This is a genomic window from Blautia sp. AM42-2, from assembly GCF_003480245.1.
Classification (GTDB): Bacteria; Bacillota; Clostridia; order Lachnospirales; family Lachnospiraceae; genus Fusicatenibacter; species Fusicatenibacter saccharivorans.
This window is the reverse complement of the sequence record NZ_QUIM01000010.1, coordinates 36367-55591: the sequence shown is the minus strand read 5'-3', so window position 1 is coordinate 55591 and position 19225 is coordinate 36367. Positions and strand designations below refer to the sequence as shown.

General features: G+C 44.6%; 18 protein-coding genes. 6 read left to right on the top strand and 12 right to left on the bottom strand.

Going from position 1 to position 19225, the window contains the following annotated elements:
- Positions 1–364 precede the first annotated feature (364 nt).
- From DW915_RS11495 to DW915_RS11470, 6 genes are all read left to right on the top strand, one after another.
- On the top strand, positions 365–2086 hold the full coding sequence (locus tag DW915_RS11495) for a MobA/MobL family protein (protein ID WP_040893156.1): 1722 nt from the start codon (positions 365–367) through the stop codon (positions 2084–2086).
- A complete protein-coding gene (locus DW915_RS11490; protein ID WP_005608347.1) occupies positions 2025–2759 on the top strand; it encodes a DUF6040 family protein in 735 nt (244 codons plus the stop codon). The genes DW915_RS11495 and DW915_RS11490 overlap by 62 nt, the downstream gene beginning before the upstream one ends.
- Before the next feature lie 63 nt (positions 2760–2822).
- Entirely contained in the window at positions 2823–3167 is a 345-nt protein-coding gene (gene mdcF / locus DW915_RS11485; protein ID WP_008402210.1) for a broad-spectrum bacteriocin mediterrocin MdcF, read from the top strand.
- Between the two features lie 67 nt (positions 3168–3234).
- The gene (locus tag DW915_RS11480; RefSeq protein WP_004843525.1) at positions 3235–3684 is read left to right on the top strand and encodes a hypothetical protein; all 450 of its coding nucleotides are present in this window, start codon (positions 3235–3237) and stop codon (positions 3682–3684) included.
- On the top strand, positions 3685–5625 hold the full coding sequence (locus DW915_RS11475) for a DUF1430 domain-containing protein (protein WP_005608344.1): 1941 nt from the start codon (positions 3685–3687) through the stop codon (positions 5623–5625).
- On the top strand, positions 5622–6230 hold the full coding sequence (locus DW915_RS11470) for an ATP-binding cassette domain-containing protein (RefSeq protein ID WP_005608342.1): 609 nt from the start codon (positions 5622–5624) through the stop codon (positions 6228–6230). The genes DW915_RS11475 and DW915_RS11470 overlap by 4 nt, the downstream gene beginning before the upstream one ends.
- Before the next feature lie 151 nt (positions 6231–6381).
- Here DW915_RS11470 and DW915_RS11465 read toward each other — a convergent pair whose 3' ends face one another.
- From DW915_RS11465 to acpP, 12 genes are all read right to left on the bottom strand, one after another.
- Entirely contained in the window at positions 6382–6618 is a 237-nt protein-coding gene (locus tag DW915_RS11465) for a DUF6061 family protein (RefSeq protein ID WP_004843528.1), read from the bottom strand.
- Between the two features lie 279 nt (positions 6619–6897).
- A complete protein-coding gene (locus DW915_RS11460) occupies positions 6898–7845 on the bottom strand; it encodes an N-acetylmuramoyl-L-alanine amidase family protein (protein ID WP_118742165.1) in 948 nt (315 codons plus the stop codon).
- A gap of 184 nt (positions 7846–8029) precedes the next feature.
- Positions 8030–9394 (bottom strand): PFL family protein, encoded by a 1365-nt coding sequence (locus tag DW915_RS11455; protein ID WP_055267333.1) that lies wholly within the window; start codon positions 9392–9394, stop codon positions 8030–8032.
- 19 nt (positions 9395–9413) lie between these two features.
- Positions 9414–9686, bottom strand: a complete 273-nt coding sequence (locus tag DW915_RS11450) for an ACT domain-containing protein (protein WP_022462719.1) — start codon at positions 9684–9686, stop codon at positions 9414–9416.
- A gap of 99 nt (positions 9687–9785) precedes the next feature.
- Positions 9786–10583, bottom strand: a complete 798-nt coding sequence (locus DW915_RS11445; RefSeq protein WP_055218850.1) for an MBL fold metallo-hydrolase — start codon at positions 10581–10583, stop codon at positions 9786–9788.
- Complete coding sequence (gene coaE, locus DW915_RS11440) at positions 10570–11169, bottom strand: dephospho-CoA kinase (protein WP_022462718.1); 600 nt, start codon at positions 11167–11169, stop codon at positions 10570–10572. Before coaE ends, DW915_RS11445 begins: the two co-directional genes overlap by 14 nt.
- A 34-nt stretch (positions 11170–11203) precedes the next feature.
- On the bottom strand, positions 11204–13879 hold the full coding sequence (gene polA, locus DW915_RS11435) for a DNA polymerase I (protein ID WP_118742164.1): 2676 nt from the start codon (positions 13877–13879) through the stop codon (positions 11204–11206).
- On the bottom strand, positions 13876–14235 hold the full coding sequence (locus DW915_RS11430; RefSeq protein WP_022462716.1) for a zf-HC2 domain-containing protein: 360 nt from the start codon (positions 14233–14235) through the stop codon (positions 13876–13878). The genes polA and DW915_RS11430 overlap by 4 nt, the downstream gene beginning before the upstream one ends.
- Before the next feature lie 163 nt (positions 14236–14398).
- The gene (locus tag DW915_RS11425; RefSeq protein WP_022462715.1) at positions 14399–15391 is read right to left on the bottom strand and encodes a 2-hydroxyacid dehydrogenase; all 993 of its coding nucleotides are present in this window, start codon (positions 15389–15391) and stop codon (positions 14399–14401) included.
- Positions 15392–15541: 150 nt separating this feature from the next.
- Positions 15542–17362, bottom strand: coding sequence for an ATP-dependent helicase (locus tag DW915_RS11420; protein ID WP_022462714.1), 1821 nt, complete (start codon positions 17360–17362; stop codon positions 15542–15544).
- Positions 17359–18810: a glutamate--tRNA ligase gene (gene gltX, locus DW915_RS11415; RefSeq protein ID WP_022462713.1), complete on the bottom strand. Its 1452-nt coding sequence runs from the start codon at positions 18808–18810 to the stop codon at positions 17359–17361. Before gltX ends, DW915_RS11420 begins: the two co-directional genes overlap by 4 nt.
- Positions 18811–18952: 142 nt before the next feature.
- Complete coding sequence (gene acpP / locus DW915_RS11410; protein ID WP_022462712.1) at positions 18953–19186, bottom strand: acyl carrier protein; 234 nt, start codon at positions 19184–19186, stop codon at positions 18953–18955.
- Positions 19187–19225 lie beyond the last annotated feature (39 nt).

Here is a 19225-nt window from a genome sequence, read left to right as displayed (position 1 = left end):
AGAAAGAAACACATACCGATATGGAGGAAGTGTAATGGCGGGGGGGGGATGAGTTTTTCATTCCCTTCATTGCTTTTTCATGAAGGGCGCACTTATGGACAACCAGAGGTCGTCCCAATAAGTTTGCCACAAGTGGCAACCGGTCTTCGCTCACGCTTGCCGGGCTCGTTCCGTCGGCGGGGCTTTCAGCCAGACCTGCTCATGCCGCAGGAGGCACTCTTCGCCAGAGGGGCGCATTCCATGCAGGCTGCTATGCGCAGGGCACTCTTACGCAGAGGGCGTTCCGGCAATACTGCTTTTTCTAAAACTGAAAGCAATGTTGCCGGAAATCTATGCCGGATGTGCAGAAAGGGGGAATCCAGACATGGCGATTTTTCATTACACAATCAAAATAGTCGGACGAAGTAAAGGGAAATCTGTTATCTCCGCTTCCGCATATCTCAATGGGGATGTGATGAAAAACGAGGAAACCGGGCGAATCAGTTATTACACTTCTAAAAAAGAAGTGGTCTACACCAGTCTGATGATGTGCGAAAACGCACCTCCTGAATGGCAGATAGTACCAGAAGAAAATATAAAACGCTTTCAAAAATCTGTCCGATACAAAAGGTCAGAAGATAAAGAAGCTGCTTTAGAAAAATTTAAAATCACATTTCAGAAACAACGGTTATGGAATGAGGTATTGAAGATTGAAAAAAGTGCAGATGCCCAACTTGGCAGGTCATTTGAATTTGCCCTCCCCAAAGAATGGAGCAGACAGGAACAGATTCAATATACAGCCGACTATATCAAAAAAACATTTGTGGATAAGGGAATGTGTGCTGATTGGAGTATCCACGACAAAGGGGATGGCAATCCTCATGTCCATCTGCTTCTGACAATGCGCCCTTTTAACCCGGATCATTCTTGGGGGAAGAAAGAAGTCAAAGATTGGGATTTTGTCAGAGATAAAAGCGGAAATATCGTGATTGATGAATCCCATCCGAACTGGTGGCAGGATAAGAAAAACCCTGACCGTCATGGAATCCGTATCCCTGTATTAGATGAAAACGGAATCCAGAAGATTGGTGCAAGAAACCGCCTGCAATGGAAACGGGTACTGACCGATGCTACGGGATGGAACAATCCAAAAAACTGTGAACTGTGGCGGAGCGAGTGGGCAAAGGTGTGTAATGAACATCTGCCTTTGCATAATCAGGTCGATCACCGTTCTTACGAAAAGCAGGGAAAACTCCAGATTCCTACCATCCATGAAGGTGCTGACGCAAGAAAGATTGAACAAAAGTTTCTTGCCGGGCAGGAAATAAAAGGTTCGTGGAAAGTAGCGGAAAATCAAATCATAAAACAACAAAACACGTTATTGCAAAAGATACTGGACACCTTTGGGAAAGTATCAGGTGCATTATCATTATGGAAGGAGCGATTAAATGACATTAGAAGAAAGCCGGGAAATTATACCCTTAATGGAGTCCATGATTGGGCAAATCGAAGAACAGCAGACCTTAATGGCAGAAATGCTTCTGGAAATGCAGAACCGGGACACCCAACTCTCTCTTATGCAGGAACAGAATCAGAAATTGCAAAAATTAAACAGCGAGTTATCCGAGCTGCTCAACATTTTGCCAAATACCGAGGAACTACTTTCCAAGATGGAAGAACAGAAAACGAAGATAGAACTTTTGGAAAACGAAAATCAGCAATGGCAGATATTGGCACAGAAGCTGAACAGCGAAAACAGTTTATTACTGAAACAGAACACCGAATTGCTGAACTGGAACAGCAGGTAGAGAAAGGACGTGATATAGATGAACGAATCCAGAGAATTAAAGAACGCCGAACAGTTGGAAGAACTTCTGCTCTTGACCGAGGAGATACAAGAAGAGTTGGAACAGAAAGACCAGCTTATCGTGGAACTGAAGACGCAGCTCAACGAATCTCTGACCTTGAACGAGAAATTAAACAAAGAGAACAGAGCCGGGAATATTCAAGCATTAAAGAACGACTTGAAGCTGGCAGACAGAGCATTGCGGAGCGAGAAAGAGAAGCTGCGAAGCGCAAACGTCACGATAGAGGAATGTCAAGATAAAATACGATGCTTAACACAACAACGGGATTATGCCCGGACACATCAGAAAATCGTAGAGATACCGGTAGAAAAGCCGGTACTCTATAAAAAATGCGAAGCCTGTGACCGGACAGCCTATCAGAATGCAAAAGCAAGATACGAAACACAAAAAGAGCAACTTGCAGGACAATATAAAGCAAAAACGGTAATGTTCCAAACAACCTTGTTCCTTCTTGCATGGTATTCGCTGACAACCACTCTTTTTCAGGCAGTACAGTCAGATGTGTTCCTTTCCGATTGCAAATCATTCTTCCATGATGCAGCATCATTCATACAAACTTTTATCGGTTGGACGATTGATGCCGGGCAATCTGTGGCACAAATCAGCACAAAAATTCCAAATGAGATTATAGCCGGAATCATATATTGGTTATTGATGATATTGGTTGTTGGAATATGTGTGGCAGGGACAGGGATACTGGCAATACTGATAGAAATAAAGGTTATAGAATTATATAAGAAAAACTGTTGGGATGTTATTACCCTACTGATGATACTGACAAGTGCGGCTGTCATCATTTATTTTGGAGAAGTAATTAAAAAAGCATTATCAATAAATCTGTTGTTCTTTTGGTTAATTTTACAAGGAATATATCTTACAATTCGACGCTATATAAGTCAAGATACTGATTGACTTGATACAAAATATTTGATAAAATATAAATAGAAATACAGCAGATCAAAGTAGGTAAAACTTATGAGAGCAAAGAAAGTGATTGTAGGGGTAGCTATTAGTGCAATGTTAATTTCTTCATCAATTCCAGTAATGGCATTTTCTGTTACAAACGGGAATAAGACATTTGATAAAAAGTGGGAATTGAGCACTACATCTGATGACGGAAAAGGTGTTTTGACTTATGGTTATAATACTCTTGCTATTAATGAAGATTATGCACACGCATATCATTCAACTAAAGATCATTACGCATATGTCAAGAATGGAAATGGTTCTTTTTCGGGTTCAAATGTTGGTAAAGGTAATTGGTCTAAAATTGAGGTTGCTCATAAAGGAAATAGTATTACCTACGGTAATAGCTACTAAACAAAGGTTCGGGATAATGGCTGAGTGGTTGGAATTCCAACCACTCTTTTTTGTGGAGTGTATATAAATGAAGAAAAAAATAAAATATATAGGAATTGTTTTGGTTATTTTGTTCTGTTGCTATAATTTATTTTGGTACTTCGGGAGTTATAAACCATATAACGAATTTCAGAAAGACTTCCCTGAAATAGAAGAATCTGGAGTAAAAATTTACACAGATAAAGATGGATTCCAGTATAGTGTGTCTGTCCCTGATTATTTGCTTTGGAATGGAAATCTTGCGATAGCTGAGTCAGATGTTCGATATGCACTAATTATTTGGATAAAACCATTTCACCAAGGAATAAGTCAAGGCGTGCTATTTAATGACTATAAGGATTTGAATACTCAAATTATGTTGTCAAGTAGCAAAAAAGCTGAAGATCAAGAAGATCAATGGATTGTTGATGAAAATAGCACAATATTGACTACGATATTTGAAAAAGCAAATAAAGTATGGAATCTGGGGTTGAAATAAATGAAAGCAATTAAAAACTTATGTTTGTTTTGTTTCCTGATTTTTGGAATACTTATGCAATCTGAAATATTTCAAGATCAGCTTTGGAACTTTTCTACAGCATATTTTACGTCATCACGCTATGAAGTTGCTAGTGAAGATATGTCGCAGTTTCTGAAAGATGTATCAGAAACTGCAACGGAGAATGATGTACATATTTTTTCTCAGTACAATGAAATCAATAATAAATACCTTTCAACACTTCATATTTATGGCGATGATAAAGTAATCAGACAAACATTAAAAAATACTGCAAACATAGAAGAATCAGAATATACCGCTTTAGTTTCCGGAATTACGAAAGTAAAATTTCATAATCTCTCAGAATTGCAAAGTACCTCTGTGGGTTATGAAAACTTTATCTCATACATAGGAAATGAGGACAATATTATCTCTGCATATCAGAAATTATCAGAAAAATATAGCTTAACTTATCCAGAATATTGGAATTCTACGGAAAAGGACATGATTTTTATTATATGGGGTATGATTATTGCATTGATGATTGTTCTAAATGTAATTGAAGTGGTTAGGCGAAAAAAAGAGGTTGTTGTACGAGTTTCCTTAGGAGAAAGTGCTGGTTTCATAGCATTTAAGGCTGCTTTATTCGATGTAACTTTTGACATTGCATTATTTATTGTTGCAAAAATATTGCTGTCAAATTATATATCGGGAGCATATGAGAATAGACTCGTCACAATTTTATATTCCATTGGAATTATTCTTTCCACTATTCCATATTGTTCTTTTTGCTTTTTTGATATTAGAAAGGCATTCGCAAATGCAACACACAAAAGAGGAGTGGATTTTTTAATTTATTCGTTAAAATTTATAGCAGGGGTAGCCGCTGTTTTTACAATTACCACTAATATTAGTAGTATTCATAATAACCTATTTACAAATGAACATTTGTTAGAAGAATATTATGATGCAAATTATTTTACCGTAAAGACTACTGATTTTAATGCTGAAAAAGAAGAAGCTTTTTGGAATAAACTATACAAGAATGAATATAACACATTAAAGCCTGTAATATGCTTGAATATTTTAAATGATAAAAATGATGTGATATATGTAAATAATCATGCAAAAGATATGTTACAAGGTTTTACGAAGCAGATAAATGCAGTAGAGAATGAATCTTCTGATTTGATTATTTTCATTCCAAAGAATAGATATTTTGCTAAAAACAAGCAATTAGCCTATGACTCCTTGAGCCATGTTTTAAATCATGATAATTTACAACAATTAAATATTCAGTACATAGAGTATAGCGAAACAGAATACTTTTCCTATTTAGATACAAGTAGAATAAATGGTATCGAAAAAAGCAAAAATCCGATAATTATTTATCAGGCAAACAAAGATTTAGCAGTCAATGGTGGGTATCTTGAAAGCTATAAAGCAGGAGCAGTTTTATTTCAATGTGATGAAAAACAGCTAAGAAATATCAGCAAAAAGTATGAAGATATGCTTGGAAATTATCAGCTAGTAATTACAAACGTACATGAACAGTATTTATATAATCACACATTTTTAATAAAACTCGTGGGATTTTTAAGTTCTCTTTGTACGATTGTATTGCTTTTAAATATTATGATTATTGTTACAGTAAGTAGACTAGAGTTCCGAGAAAATGCAATGAAAATTTCCTTGATGAAAATCTTTGGATATAGTTTATTTGAACGGCACAAAACACTTCTTAAAATGATTGTAGTGGAAAATTTTGTGATATTAGTAGGTATGCTTATCTATTCTTTATTATCGGTACAGACTGAAGTAGGAATTAGCATTCTTGTTAGTTCATTTATGGCACTAATAGAATTTACAATTATTTTCTTTAATATCACAATTGTTGAAAAAACAAACATACCGAAATCATTAAAAGGAGGTTGCTTATGATAACAATTGAAAATCTATGCAAAGCATATAATGATAAAATTTTGTTCAAAAATTTTCATTTGGAAATTCCAGATAGCCGTTTTTTGGTAATTAGTGGCGAAAGTGGATGCGGAAAAAGTACTTTACTTAATATGATTGGAGGTATTGAAACTCCTGACAAAGGTTCTATTATTGTGAATGGTTTTGATGTGGCAAAAAAAGGAAAAAAGCAGAAATATTTCAAAGAAGTTGTTGGATTTTTATTTCAAAATTTTGCCCTTTTGGAAAACAAAACAGTAAAAGAAAATCTAGAAATAATAAAAAAATCAGGTAGAACGGATATTTCAATAAATGAAGCTCTTGAAAAAGTTGGTTTACAGAAAGTAATTAACAAAAAAGTCTATCAATTATCTGGTGGCGAACAGCAGAGAGTTGCGTTAGCTCGTTTAATGCTAAAGAAATGTTCGATTGTATTAGCAGACGAACCAACTGGTTCCTTAGACAAAAAAAATAGTGAGATTGTTATGAATATATTGCATGAGTTAAGTGAACAGGGAAAAACAGTTATTGTTGTAACTCATAGTGAAGAAATTGTAGCACAAGAAAAGCATGTTCTATATTTATAATTACCCATAATAGAAGAATATGTTCTTTCGGGAGACACCTCCTCTAAGAACATATTCTTTTGGTTAAAATTGATTATAAAGATACTTTTATTTCAGTATATTCGCTATATTGATGGGATATATATTTGCATATTATTTATATGGATAAGGATTATAACTCTAGTGAGTCTTCTGCATCTACCCACATCTGTAAATTACCCTCAAGATATAATCTTGCATATTCCAAAGGCTCATCCACAGCCAATGAAGTAAGCGCACATTCTGATCCGTATGTGGTTTTTAGATTTTTTTCAGCTTTCCAGCAATCAATGCGAAGCATATATCCGGCACTTGTGTAAACATCAATACTATCGTGATTTATGTTGTATTCTGCATAAATTGTTCTCATCGTATCTTATCTCCATTTTCTTTTAATAATCAGTTATAGAGTTAAATATCGAAAACATTTCAATCAGTTCACCATGTCGTTATTGTTATACTGTGTTATGAAATTTTCTTTCCCTTATTTTTTCCCATATTAAGGTTCATGAAAACCAATGTGAGAATATAACACAAGGGAAAGAGTAAGGGAAAGCTCACTTGCTACAAACTTAGTATTTTCAAGGGTTTGCGAAGAATTTGATAATTAAATATAACAGTTATTAAATTTCCTAAAATATGTGAAATATCAACTGAAATATTTATTTTCATACATCTGTCCATATTCGTCAAAGCCATAATACGCATTACCGATTTTCTCAACGCATTCTTTTAAAACGGTTCCATCTTTCTGATAAAACCATTTTCCATTTGCTTTCACCCAGGTATCATTTTGCATTTCACGCAGGGTTCCATCATCTTGTGCGATATAATTTGTCTCCCCGTCGTTTACAACTTTTCCAGCAGCCATTAAACCTGCATTAAAATAATACATCTTTCCTGCGATCGTATGCACGCCTTCATATCCAGCACCATCTTCTCCAAAATAATACCAGTCACCAGAATATTTTACCCAGCTATTTGTTTTCAGGCTGCCATCCTGACCTGCATAGTACCTGGCAAGTTCGCCTTCATCCGAATACGCCCAAACAATTGTATCAACCTGCATTTTTCCTTCATGATCAAATCCATAATACTTCCCTTCAATTTCCGCCACACACTCTGTCAGTAAATCTCCATTTTCATCCCGATAGCTGTAGCTTCCATCCTCATTGGTGATCCATCCGGCTTCTGTTTCCTCTTCACTCACATCCCCATTTTCATCCTGTTCCGCTGAACTCTCTGAAACAGGATCTTCTGCTTTTTCTGTCTCTGAAACATCGTCTGTTGCTTCTGTTTCTTCTCCGGCTGCCTCTTCTGTTGTTTCTTCTTCGGATGCCTCCTGCTGCTCTTCTTCTGTCTGAAGTTCAGACGACGCTTCTGTCACTTTCTCCGCATCAGCGGCATCTTCCTCCGCGCTCTGTACGGCTGCCGTATCTGCGTTTCCTCCGGTTTCTGCGGACTGTTCCACTGCCTGGGTCAGATTACTTTCTGCCCCCCTCGATGCTGCCTGTACCGCACTCGGATCCATCAGGGCTGCTGCAAGCACAACGGCTGCTACTGCTGAAGATTTCTGTAATAATTCTTTTTTCTTCATTTGTAAAATTCCTCCTCATTCTGGTTTTTCTTACATATTTTTGAATTTTGTAAGTGAACTTATCGGTATGTAATGCATTATACTACGCTTTCTTTGAAATTACTATTTTTATTTGCGCAGATGGTAAAAAAGCCGGCAGCGATCCTTTCCATCCAGGAACACTGCCGGCTTTTCAGCTGTCTTTTTAGTTTTTAAACGAATGAATCGGTGCCGGGATTCTTCCGGTGCGGTTGACGAATGCCTCGCAGGAGAAGTTGTTGACCGGCATGATCGGTGCATAGCCGAGGAGGCCGCCGAATTCTACGGTCTCGCCCACGCCTTTTCCGATGACCGGGATCAGGCGGACTGCCGTTGTTTTCTGGTTGACCATACCAATGGCAAGCTCATCTGCGATGATTCCGGAGATGGTCGATGCTTTCGTGTCTCCCGGGATGGCGATCATGTCAAGGCCTACAGAGCAGACACAAGTCATAGCTTCCAGCTTCTCGATGGTCAACGCACCGTCGTTGACTGCGTTGATCATACCCTGGTCCTCAGAAACCGGGATGAATGCGCCGGAGAGACCGCCGACATAGGAAGATGCCATAACACCGCCCTTTTTCACCTGATCGTTCAGAAGTGCCAGCGCCGCTGTCGTTCCCGGTGCACCTGCGTGCTCGAGGCCGATCTCCTCAAGGATATCCGCAACGGAATCTCCGATCGCCGGAGTCGGTGCCAGGGAAAGGTCAATGATACCAAACGGAATGTTCAGCCGCTTGGAAGCCTCCTGTGCAACGAGCTGGCCGACACGCGTTACCTTAAATGCGGTCTTCTTGATCGTCTCGCAGAGTACCTCAAAGTTCTCGCCGCGTACTTTTTCCAGAGCATGTTTGACAACACCAGGGCCGGAAACGCCGACATTGATGATGGCATCCGCCTCGGTTACGCCGTGGAAAGCGCCTGCCATGAACGGGTTGTCGTCCGGTGCATTGCAGAAAACAACGAGTTTTGCGCATCCAAGGCAGTTGTTCTCTTTGCTTGCCTCCGCCGTCTTCTTGATGATCTCACCCATCAGTTTGACAGCATCCATGTTGATACCGGTTTTGGTAGAGCCAAGGTTGATGGAGCTGCAGACAAAATCCGTAACAGCCAGTGCCTGCGGGATAGAACGGATCAGAAGCTCATCTGCTGTCGTCATACCTTTGCTTACCAGAGCAGAATAGCCGCCGAGGAAATTGACGCCGACTTCTTTTGCCGCACGGTCCAGAGTCTGTGCAATCGTCACGAAATCCTCCGGCGTTCTGCAGGCTGCTGCGCCGACTAAGGCAATCGGGGTAACGGAAATTCTCTTGTTTACAATCGGAATACCGAACTCGCCCTCGATCTCCTCACCTACGGAAACCAGATTTCTGGCAGTCGTCGTGATTTTATCGTAGATTTTACGGTTCAGCTTGTCAAGATTGGAGTCGATACAGTCCATAAGACTGATTCCAAGGGTAATGGTACGAACGTCCAGATTCTCTTTTTCGATCATCTCGTTCGTTTCCTTTACTTCAAACAGATTTATCATGTCGTTTTTCTCCTTCGCTTTAGATACGGTGCATCATATTGAAAATATCTTCATGCTGGCAGCGGATGACAACGCCGATGGAACTTCCAAGCTCCTCCAGATCTTTTGCAAGCTCTGCGTTGGATTTCTCGCTCTTGGAGACGTCCGTTACCATCATCATGTTGAAATATCCCTGCACAATCGTCTGAGAAATGTCTTCGATGTTTACCTGGTTCTCTGCCAGATAATTACATACCTTTGCGATAATGCCCACGGTGTCCTTGCCTACGACAGTGATAATTGTCTTCTTCATGTTTCCATTCTCCTTTTTCTGGTTTTATGTCAAAGCCCCGGAAAAACCGGTAATGGCGGCCTTGCGAAAAACATGGTATGTAGCTCTAAAAATGTATATTTAAACCTCAATTAACGGTGATACTTCGCTTCTTTTAGCGACAGCGAGATGAAAATCACCCGAGTGATACGGATTATCACCCGTTGTGACCTCGCAGGCCACGGTTTCAAAGGCCAGTGCCTCATAATTATTTTCCTTGCTCAGATGGCCGAGCAGCACTTCCTGCAGATTGTCGTGCAGAATCTCGCAGAGGAGATGGCCTGCCGCCAGGTTCGATAAATGGCCTTTCGCCCCGGCGATCCGCTGTTTTAACGGATACGGGTACGGTCCGACCGCAAGCATGTTCTCGTCATGATTTGCCTCTAACAAAACGGCATCCAGCCCGGTCAGATTCTGAACCGTGTAATCGCTGTAAACGCCAAGATCCGTCGCAATCGCAATCGATTTCCCGCCGGATTCCATGCGGTAGCCGACCGGCTCTGCCGCATCGTGGGAGATCGTAAACGGATGTACGGCGATGTCTCCCAGTGTAAACGTGTCATCCGCGTGAATCGTGTGGAAAATCCCCTCCGGAAACTTTCCAAGGCTCTTCGTCTGCTGCATCGCCTGAATTGTTCCATCCGTTGCGTAAATCGGAATACCATACCGGCGCGCCAGCACGCCAAGGCCCTGGATATGATCGGAATGCTCATGTGTCACGAGAATGCCGTCCAGCTCCTTCGCGCTGCGGTCGAGAACAGCCAGCCCCGCCTCCACGCGTTTTCCGCTGATGCCCGCATCGATCAGAAGGCTTGTGGTCTCGCTTCCCGCGAAAATGCAGTTTCCGCTCGAACCACTTGCAATACTACAAAGTTTCATATTTTTTCATCCTATGGTCTAACTGTTTTTTTGTTTCCTCAAAATCGCCGCTGTTGTCGATTTCAAAATCGCAGTGGCTGCTGAATTCATCCTCGGAAAGCTGATTTGCCATGATTTCGCGAACTTTCTTCTCGGAATAGCCGCGTCCTTCGATCAATCGCTCCTTCCGGACTTCTTCATCCGCATAAATATACCACAGTTCATCACAAATTTCATCATATTTTTCTTCGATTAAGAGTGCGGCCTCCACAAAGACGTATTCCGTCCCTGCTTTTTCCGCGGCTGCAATGGCTTTTTTGATATACCGTTTTACCGCCGGATGAACGATCGAATTCAGGGCTTTTAACTTTTCTTCGTCCTGAAAAACGATCTCAGCAATCCGTTTCCGGTCAAGTTCGCCGGTCTCTGTGGTGATCTGTCTGCCGAACAGCTTCACAATCTCTCCATAGCATTCGCCGCCCGGCAGCATCACAAGGTAACCTGCCTCGTCCGCCTGGATCACCGTTGCATCATAATTCTGTCCAAGGTACGTGAGCACTTCGCTTTTTCCAGCGCCCACGCCGCCTGTAATTCCAAAAACTTTCATTCTTTTGTATCCTTTCGCTCCTGGTATGAGTGCGCTATTTCGCCTCGTACCAGTTGTTTCCTGTGTGCATATCGATCTCGAGTTTGACAGCCAGATGTGCCGCCCCGGTCATCTCCTCTTCCAGGATCTGTTCTGCCTTTTCGAGCTCGTCTTCCGGCACTTCCAGCAGCAGCTCATCGTGTACCTGAAGAAGAAGTCTGGTCTTTAACTGCTCCTCTTTCAACCGTTTCGCCACGCGGATCATCGCTATTTTAATAATATCCGCCGCCGTTCCCTGGATCGGCGCATTCATCGCAACGCGCTCGCCGAATGACCGCTGCATAAAGTTGCTCGATTTCAGTTCCGGCATCGGCCGTCTGCGTCCGAACATCGTCACGGAATAGCCTTTCTCTTTGGCATCCTCCACGCAGCGGTTCAAAAACTCATGGATACCCGGATACGTCTCGAAATACTGCTGGATATAGGCCTCTGCCTCTTTCCGGCTGATGCCGAGATCCTGGCCCAGACCGAACGAACTGATGCCGTATACGATACCGAAGTTGACCGCCTTCGCATTTCTTCTCTGCAGCGGTGTTACCTCTTCAAGCGGCACATGGAACACTTTCGATGCCGTCATGCGGTGGATATCCTCCGCCTCGCGGTACGCCTCGATCAGGTTTTCATCGCCCGACATATGGGCCAGCACGCGGAGCTCAATCTGGGAATAGTCGGCATCCAGAAAGACACAGCCAGGCTTTGGCACGAAGGCTTTCCGGATCAGACGGCCAAGCTCCATCCGCACCGGAATGTTCTGCAGATTCGGATCGGTACTGCTGATGCGGCCGGTCGCGGTGATGGTCTGGTTAAATGTCGAATGGATTCTTCCATCTTTCCCGATCACGGCCTGCAGACCGTCGGCGTACGTCGATTTCAGTTTGGCAAGCTGGCGGTACTCCAGAATATCGGCAACAAGTTTGTGATCCGGTGCGAGCTTTTCGAGCACATCGGCGGCAGTGGAATAACCCGTCTTGGTCTTTTTGCCGCCCGGAAGCTGCAGCTTTTCAAACAGAATCACGCCAAGCTGCTTCGGGGAATTGATGTTGAACTCCTCGCCGGCCTCCTCGTAGATCTGTGCCTCCAGCTCTCCGATCCGCTCCGCCAGCTCAGCTCCGTAAACGGAAAGTGCTTCTTTTTCTGCGGCGATTCCATCCGCTTCCATCTGACGGAGCGTAAACACCAGCGGAATCTCCACATTCCGGTACAGATCCCACATGCCCTGCTCCTTCAGCAGCTTTTCCATGTTTTCCTGTGCGGCAAATACAGCATACGCCTGATGACCTGCATACGACTCCTGCTGTTCCGGCGTCATCTTTCCTGCGGTCGGAATCTTGCTTCCGCCGAAGATCTCTTCCACTGCCGGCACATAGCGGTGTACGTACTCTTTTACGATATCATCGTACGAATACTGTGATTTCAATGGATTTAATAAATACGCGGCAATTCCGGCATCAAACAGATGGGCTTCATCGGCGTCCGGCATATCCTTCAGAAATTCTTTTCCGTCCATGACGCAGAAAAGCGGAATCTGCTTCTGCAGCTCAGTCAATTTTTCTTTTAAATAATCTCCGGTCAGGAAACCTTCTGCTGGGAAGTAAACAACATCCGGCTCTCCGCTTCCATACGCAACTGCCATACCGACAAGTGAACGGCTCCGATCTGCCATCGGTCCGTCCTTAGGGGTTTCTTCTGTCAGAAGAGCGGCTCCTGCCTTCTCCTCCTTCGCGATGGTTCCAAAGAGTTCTTCCGCCTCGGAAAAATCCGTTACGGTGCGCAGAAAGACGGCATCCTCTGGTTCTGCATTCGTCTCCTCAAAGCGGCCCAGCAGGTTTTTAAACTCCAGACGTTTGAACATCTCATACGCTTTTGGTGTATAAAAATTCGAGAGTGCCGCTTTTTCACGGTCGAGCTCCACCGGCGCATCGGTATCAATCGTTGCAAGTTTTTTGCTTAATTCCGCCAGATCATAATGATCACGCATCGCCTCTTTTGCCTTGTTCGGTTTGATCTCCTCGAAATGTGCATACGCATTTTCCAGTGTCTCGTACTGCAGCAGGATTTTCGTCGCGGTTTTCTCGCCGACACCCGGCAGACCCGGGATATTGTCTGCGGTATCGCCCATCAGCGCTTTCAGATCGATGATCTGTTTCGGGAGAAGACTGTATTTTTCCAACACCTCTGCCGTGTGGTAATTTTCGATCGTCGTCACACGCTTTACGGTCTTTGGAATCCGGATCAGAATGTGGTCCGTTGCAAGCTGCAGCAGATCGCGGTCTCCGGATACGATCGTAACTTCCATCCCTTCCGCTTCGCATTTGCGGCCGAGCGTTCCTAAGATATCATCCGCCTCATAGCCCTCTCTTGTGACAATCTCAATGTCCATTGCTGCGAGCACTTCCTGGATCACCGGGACCTGTTCGCGCAATTCCTGCGGCATCGGCTTTCTCGTTCCCTTGTACTGGTCATACATTTTGTGGCGGAATGTCGGTGCATGGAGGTCAAACGCCACGGCAAGATACTGCGGCTGCTCCTCATCGAGAATTTTAAACAGAATATTCAGGAATCCATATACGGCGTTCGTGTGCAGTCCTTCTGCATTGGACAGATCCGGTACGCCGTAAAAAGCCCGGTTCAGAATACTGTGTCCGTCCAGTAATACGATTTTATCACTCATAATAATCCTTTCAGCCAGGGTAATTCTATCACTTCAAAATAGTGCAGAGCCAGGAGCACCAGAAACAGAACGAGAATCAGCATCAGCACCCGGAAAAACGTATCTTTGTACCGGCGGTGTCTCGCTTCTTCCTCTTTTTTCTCCAGATCGCGTTCCAGAAGTCCTGTCAGATTGTAGGAATCGGGCGCGTCATCCTCAAAATATGCCATCGCACGGTTCACAATAAAATATGTCTCCAGTTCCTCGTGGCATGTATGGCATTTCCGGATATGGGAAATAAACGGTTCCATCTCTTTCTCCGGCATATTTCCCTGCACGTATGGCTGTATTAATTTTTCTGCTTCTTTACAGTCCATAAAATCCTGCTCTCCTTTTGTATCCGGCCAGTGTTTTTCTCTGGCCGTTTTTTCTGCTATCTACCATCATACACTATTTTCTCATAATTTAAAAGAGACAACCCGCCGAAAATGGGTTGTCTCTTGTTCTCTTATAAGATAACTGTTTTCTAGTGGATTTCCATTATGCACGGACAATGTTCGGGGTCTCTTTTCCTGCCTCGAAATCCAGCGCATTCTGCAGTGTGGTCTCTGCAATCGCACGCAGTGCTTCCTCGGTGAAGAATCCCTGATGTGAAGTGATCATAACGTTCGGGAAGGACAGGAGACGTGCTGTGGTGGAGTGCTCCAGAATCTCATCGGAACGGTCCTCGAATACGTTCGGGGTTTCCTCCTCGTATACGTCAAGGCCGACGCCGAAGAATTTTCTTGCACGGATTCCCTCGATCAGGTCGTCTGTCTTTACCAGACCTCCGCGGGACGTATTGACCAGGATCACGCCGTCTTTCATCTTTTTGATGCTCTCGCGGTTGATCATGTGGTATGTGCTGTCCATCAGCGGGCAGTGCAGGGAGATCAGATCACTCTGTGCCAGCAGTTCATCAAGAGTTACGTACGTAACAAAATCTTTTAAGGATTCATTCTGGTATACATCGTAAGCAATGACTTTCATGCCGAAACCGCGGCAGATTCTTGCCATAGCCGCACCGATTTTTCCGGTTCCGACGATTCCGGCGGTCTTCTGATAGAAGTTAAATCCCATCAGTCCGCCCAGGCTGAAGTCGTTTTCTCTTACTTTCGTATATGCTTTGTGCATGTGGCGGTTGACCGTCATGGCCAGTGTCATCGCATGCTCAGCTACAGCCTCCGGGGAATAACCCGGTACACGGCGTACATCAATGCCGTATTTTGCAGCTGTCTTTAAATCTACGTTGTTGAAGCCTGCGCAGCGCATCAGGATCAGCTTGACGCCTGCCTCATGCAGTGCTTCTACGGTTTTTGTTCCGACATCGGAGTTTACGAAGGCGCACACGGCATCGTAGCCCTTTGCCAGGGAAGCGGTTCTTGCAGCAAGGCCGGTTTTTAAATATTCCACTTCAATTTCTGGAAACTGCTCTTTGGTTCGGTCGAAAGATTCTCTGTCGTAGCTCTGGGTATCGTAAAATAAAATTTTCATAATGTTTTTCCTCCTCGCTTTGCGGTCATCTTATTGTTCCCGCTTACAGGTATTACTATACTTCATTGTTAAAACTTTGTCAATGTATTATTTGTTAAAATTTTATCAATTAGTAAATTTATTTTCAACATCTTTCACAACAGTACAAATTTACTGGATCACCTCGTCCAGGAACCGGGACGGCTCGACTTTTTTTTCAAACCGTTCCTCCACGTAACAGAGCGTCAGCTCTTTCCGGGCGCGCGTCATTCCGACGTAGAACATCCGCCGCTCCTCCTCGATCGCCTCCGCAAGGACTGCTTTCTGATACGGCATTACACCCTCGTTGACGTCAAGAAGATAGACCTTGTCGTACTCGAGTCCCTTGACGCTGTGCAGGGTGGAAACCATAACTCCTTCCGCACTCTCTGCGCGCTGCTTCTGTTTTTCCTTCATCTTCTGCTGGTATTCCTCAATATGTGCAAACCAGCCCTCGATGCTTTTCTGGGTCTTTGCCGCCTCCTGCAGCTCGTCCAAAACGGAAATCAGATCATCCTCTTTCAGATGGCGGTATGCAGCATATTCCTTCACATACTGTTCATAGCCGATCGCATAGCGGATGTAATTGACCGCGCCGAACGGCGATAAATGCGTCAGTGTCGTGATATCCTGCTCCAGTTTGCGGATCCGCTGGCACATCCAGTCTTTTTCTTCGTAATATTCCAGAAGTGCATCGAACGAAACAGTCGCCTCCTCAAAGGCATCCCGCGACAAATAACGGTTCGGGCGGTTGGCAATCTTTAAAAACTCGCCGCGCTTCCGGCTTCCCATCGCAAGATTCAGATACGTCAGCAGATCTTTCGCAATCCAGTGGTCATAGAGATCCGGCAGGGCATCCCGCATCTGGAACGGGATCTGTGCTTCCATCAGTTCCTCTACTGCTGTCCGGCAGCCAAGATTCGTGCGGAACAAAAGCGCCATCTCTTCATACGGACAGCCGTTTTTCTCCGCCTCCCGCAGCTCCTCGGCAACGGCACGCATCTCCTCGCGCGGGTTCTTATATCCCCGGATTACAACCGGAGCGCCTTTCTCGTTGTCGGTGGAAATCGCCTTTTCATACCGCTTTTTGTTGTGGTGGATCAGGCATTGGGACCGCTTCACGATAAATTCCGTACTACGGTAATTTTTATCGAGCACTACCTGCGCCGCGCCCGGGTAATCTTTCGGAAAATTCAGCATGATCTCCGGCTTGGCCCCGCGGAACTGATAAATCGACTGATCGTCATCCCCGACAATAAAGAGGTTATTTTCCGGCAGCGCCAGCATCCGCACAATCTCATACTGCACGGGGCTGATGTCCTGAAACTCGTCAATCAGGATATACTGAAATTTCTGCTGCCAGGCGCAAAGGACCTCCGGCCGCTCCAGAAAGAGACGTTTGCACTGCACCATCAGATCGTCGAAATCGAGTTTTTTGTTCTCCTTCCGCCATTTCTCATACGCCTCATAGATTTCGCGGAACTTTTCCTGCGGCATACAGGCGGAATAGTAATGTTCCAGCGGGATCTGATTGTTCTTCACAGTGCTGATTTCGCGCGCCAGATTTTCCTCGAGATCCTCTTCCTCCAGGTCTCTGGCATAGTGGTTGACCAGCTCGCGCATCAGCCGCCTTTTCTCTTCCTCGCTTAAAATATTGTTGCCGGACATGCGGTACGTATGGCGCAGAATCGCGTAGAATACCCCGTGGAACGTTCCAAAGGTGACCTGGGTACTCGTCTTTCCCATCGCCTTCAAATACCGCTCCTTCATCTCTTTTGCCGCCGCACGCGTAAATGTTACGACAAGAATACGAGAGGCGGAAATGCCGCTCGTTACAAGCTGGCAGGTCCGCCCCGTAATCACTGCGGTTTTCCCCGACCCCGGTCCGGCAAGGACCATCATGGGGCCGGTGGTATGCATCACCGCTTTTTTCTGTGAATTATTATATATCATTTGGATAATTTCTCAATCGCTTTGTCGATGCGGGCAAGAGACTCCTCTTTTCCCAGAACCTCAAGGATTTCCGTTGCGCCGGCCGGTGTCATCTGTTTTCCGGAAAGAGCGGTACGGATCGGCCACATAATATAACCGGTCTTGTATCCTTTTTCTTTTCCGAATGCGCTGAGCATCTCAAAGAGAGCATCATTGCTGAAATCTTCCTGCGCTGCCAGCAGCGGTTTTACTTCCTGAAGAAGTGCAAGGGAGGTCTCCTCGTTTGTCTTCATCTTTTTGTGAGTGTACATCGAAGCGTCGTACTCCGGAACTTCCTCGAAGAAGTCGATGAGGTCTGCAATATCCGGGAATACTTCGATTCTTGTTTTTACCATGGCTGCAATTTTCTTAAAATCGAGCGGACGGTGGATTGTCTTCTGGATATACGGAAGCGCCATCTCATAGAACTTCTCGTCGTCCATTGCCTTCATGTACTCGCCGTTCATCCAGCGGAGTTTTGTCATATCGAAAACGGCCGGAGATTTGCTGATGTGGTGGTAATCGAAGATTTTTACCAGCTCCTCGAGAGAATAGATCTCGCGGTTTCCTTCCGGGCTCCATCCAAGAAGGGCTACGAAGTTGACAATGGCATCTTTTAAGAAGCCCTGATCGATCAGGTCTTCATAAGAAGAATGGCCGCAGCGTTTGGACAACTTCTGATGCTCCTCGTTGGTGATCAGCGGACAGTGTACGTAAACCGGAACTTCCCAGCCGAATGCCTCGTAAATACGGTTGTATTTCGGGGATGAGGACAGATACTCATTACCGCGGACAACGTGGGTTACACCCATCAGATGGTCGTCGATGACGTTTGCGAAGTTGTAGGTCGGATATCCGTCGGATTTGATCAGGATCAGGTCTTCCAGCTCCTCGTTGTTTACGGTGATGTCTCCGTAGATCTCATCGTGGAAGGTTGTGGTTCCTTCGGTCGGCATATTGAAACGGATGACGTACGGTTTGCCGGCTGCCAGATTGGCCTCTACTTCCTCTTTGGAAAGACCAAGGCAGTGTTTGTCGTAGATCGAGATTTCTTTTCCGCCTACGTTACGCTTGCACTGGCTCAGGCGCTCTGCGTCACAGAAGCAGTAATAAGCGTCACCCTGCTCTACCAGCTGTTTTGCGTATTTCAGGTACAGACCTGCTGCATTACGCTCGCTCTGTACGTACGGGCCGCAGCCGCCGTCTTTGTCCGGTCCCTCGTCGTGTACCAGGCCGGTCTCTTTTAAGGTACGGTAGATGATATCAAGTGCGCCTTCCTGGAAACGCTCCTGGTCGGTATCCTCGATACGGAGCATAAAGGTTCCGTCATCGTGTTTTGCGATCAGATACGCATACAGGGCAGTACGCAGATTTCCTACATGCATCCGGCCTGTCGGGCTCGGTGCAAATCTTGTTTTTACATTGCTCATTTTTCTTTTCTCCTGATTTCTGGTTTTTCTGGAACAATCCTTTTGTCTGTTCCCTTCCACCATTTATTTAGAATGGAAAACAGCCCGGCGTTTCTTCCGAGCTGCACCATCCTTCCACTTTTGCCAGCGGCAATGCTCTTTTTCAGACCTCTACGCCGTGCTGTTTCAAATATTCCATAAAGTCGCCGACGGTAGAAAGGTCTGTCAGTTCGTCGGTGTCGATTTCAATTCCGTACTCGTCTTCTAATGCCATAACCATCTCGTAGAGATCCAGGGAATCTGCACCCAGGTCATCTTTAAAAGAGGTATCTTCGTTGATGCTGTCTGCATCACAGTTGAGCTGTTCTACTAAAATTTCTTTTATCTTTTCTAACATTGTTCTGCTCCTTCCTGCCTCTACCCGGCAGCCAGTATT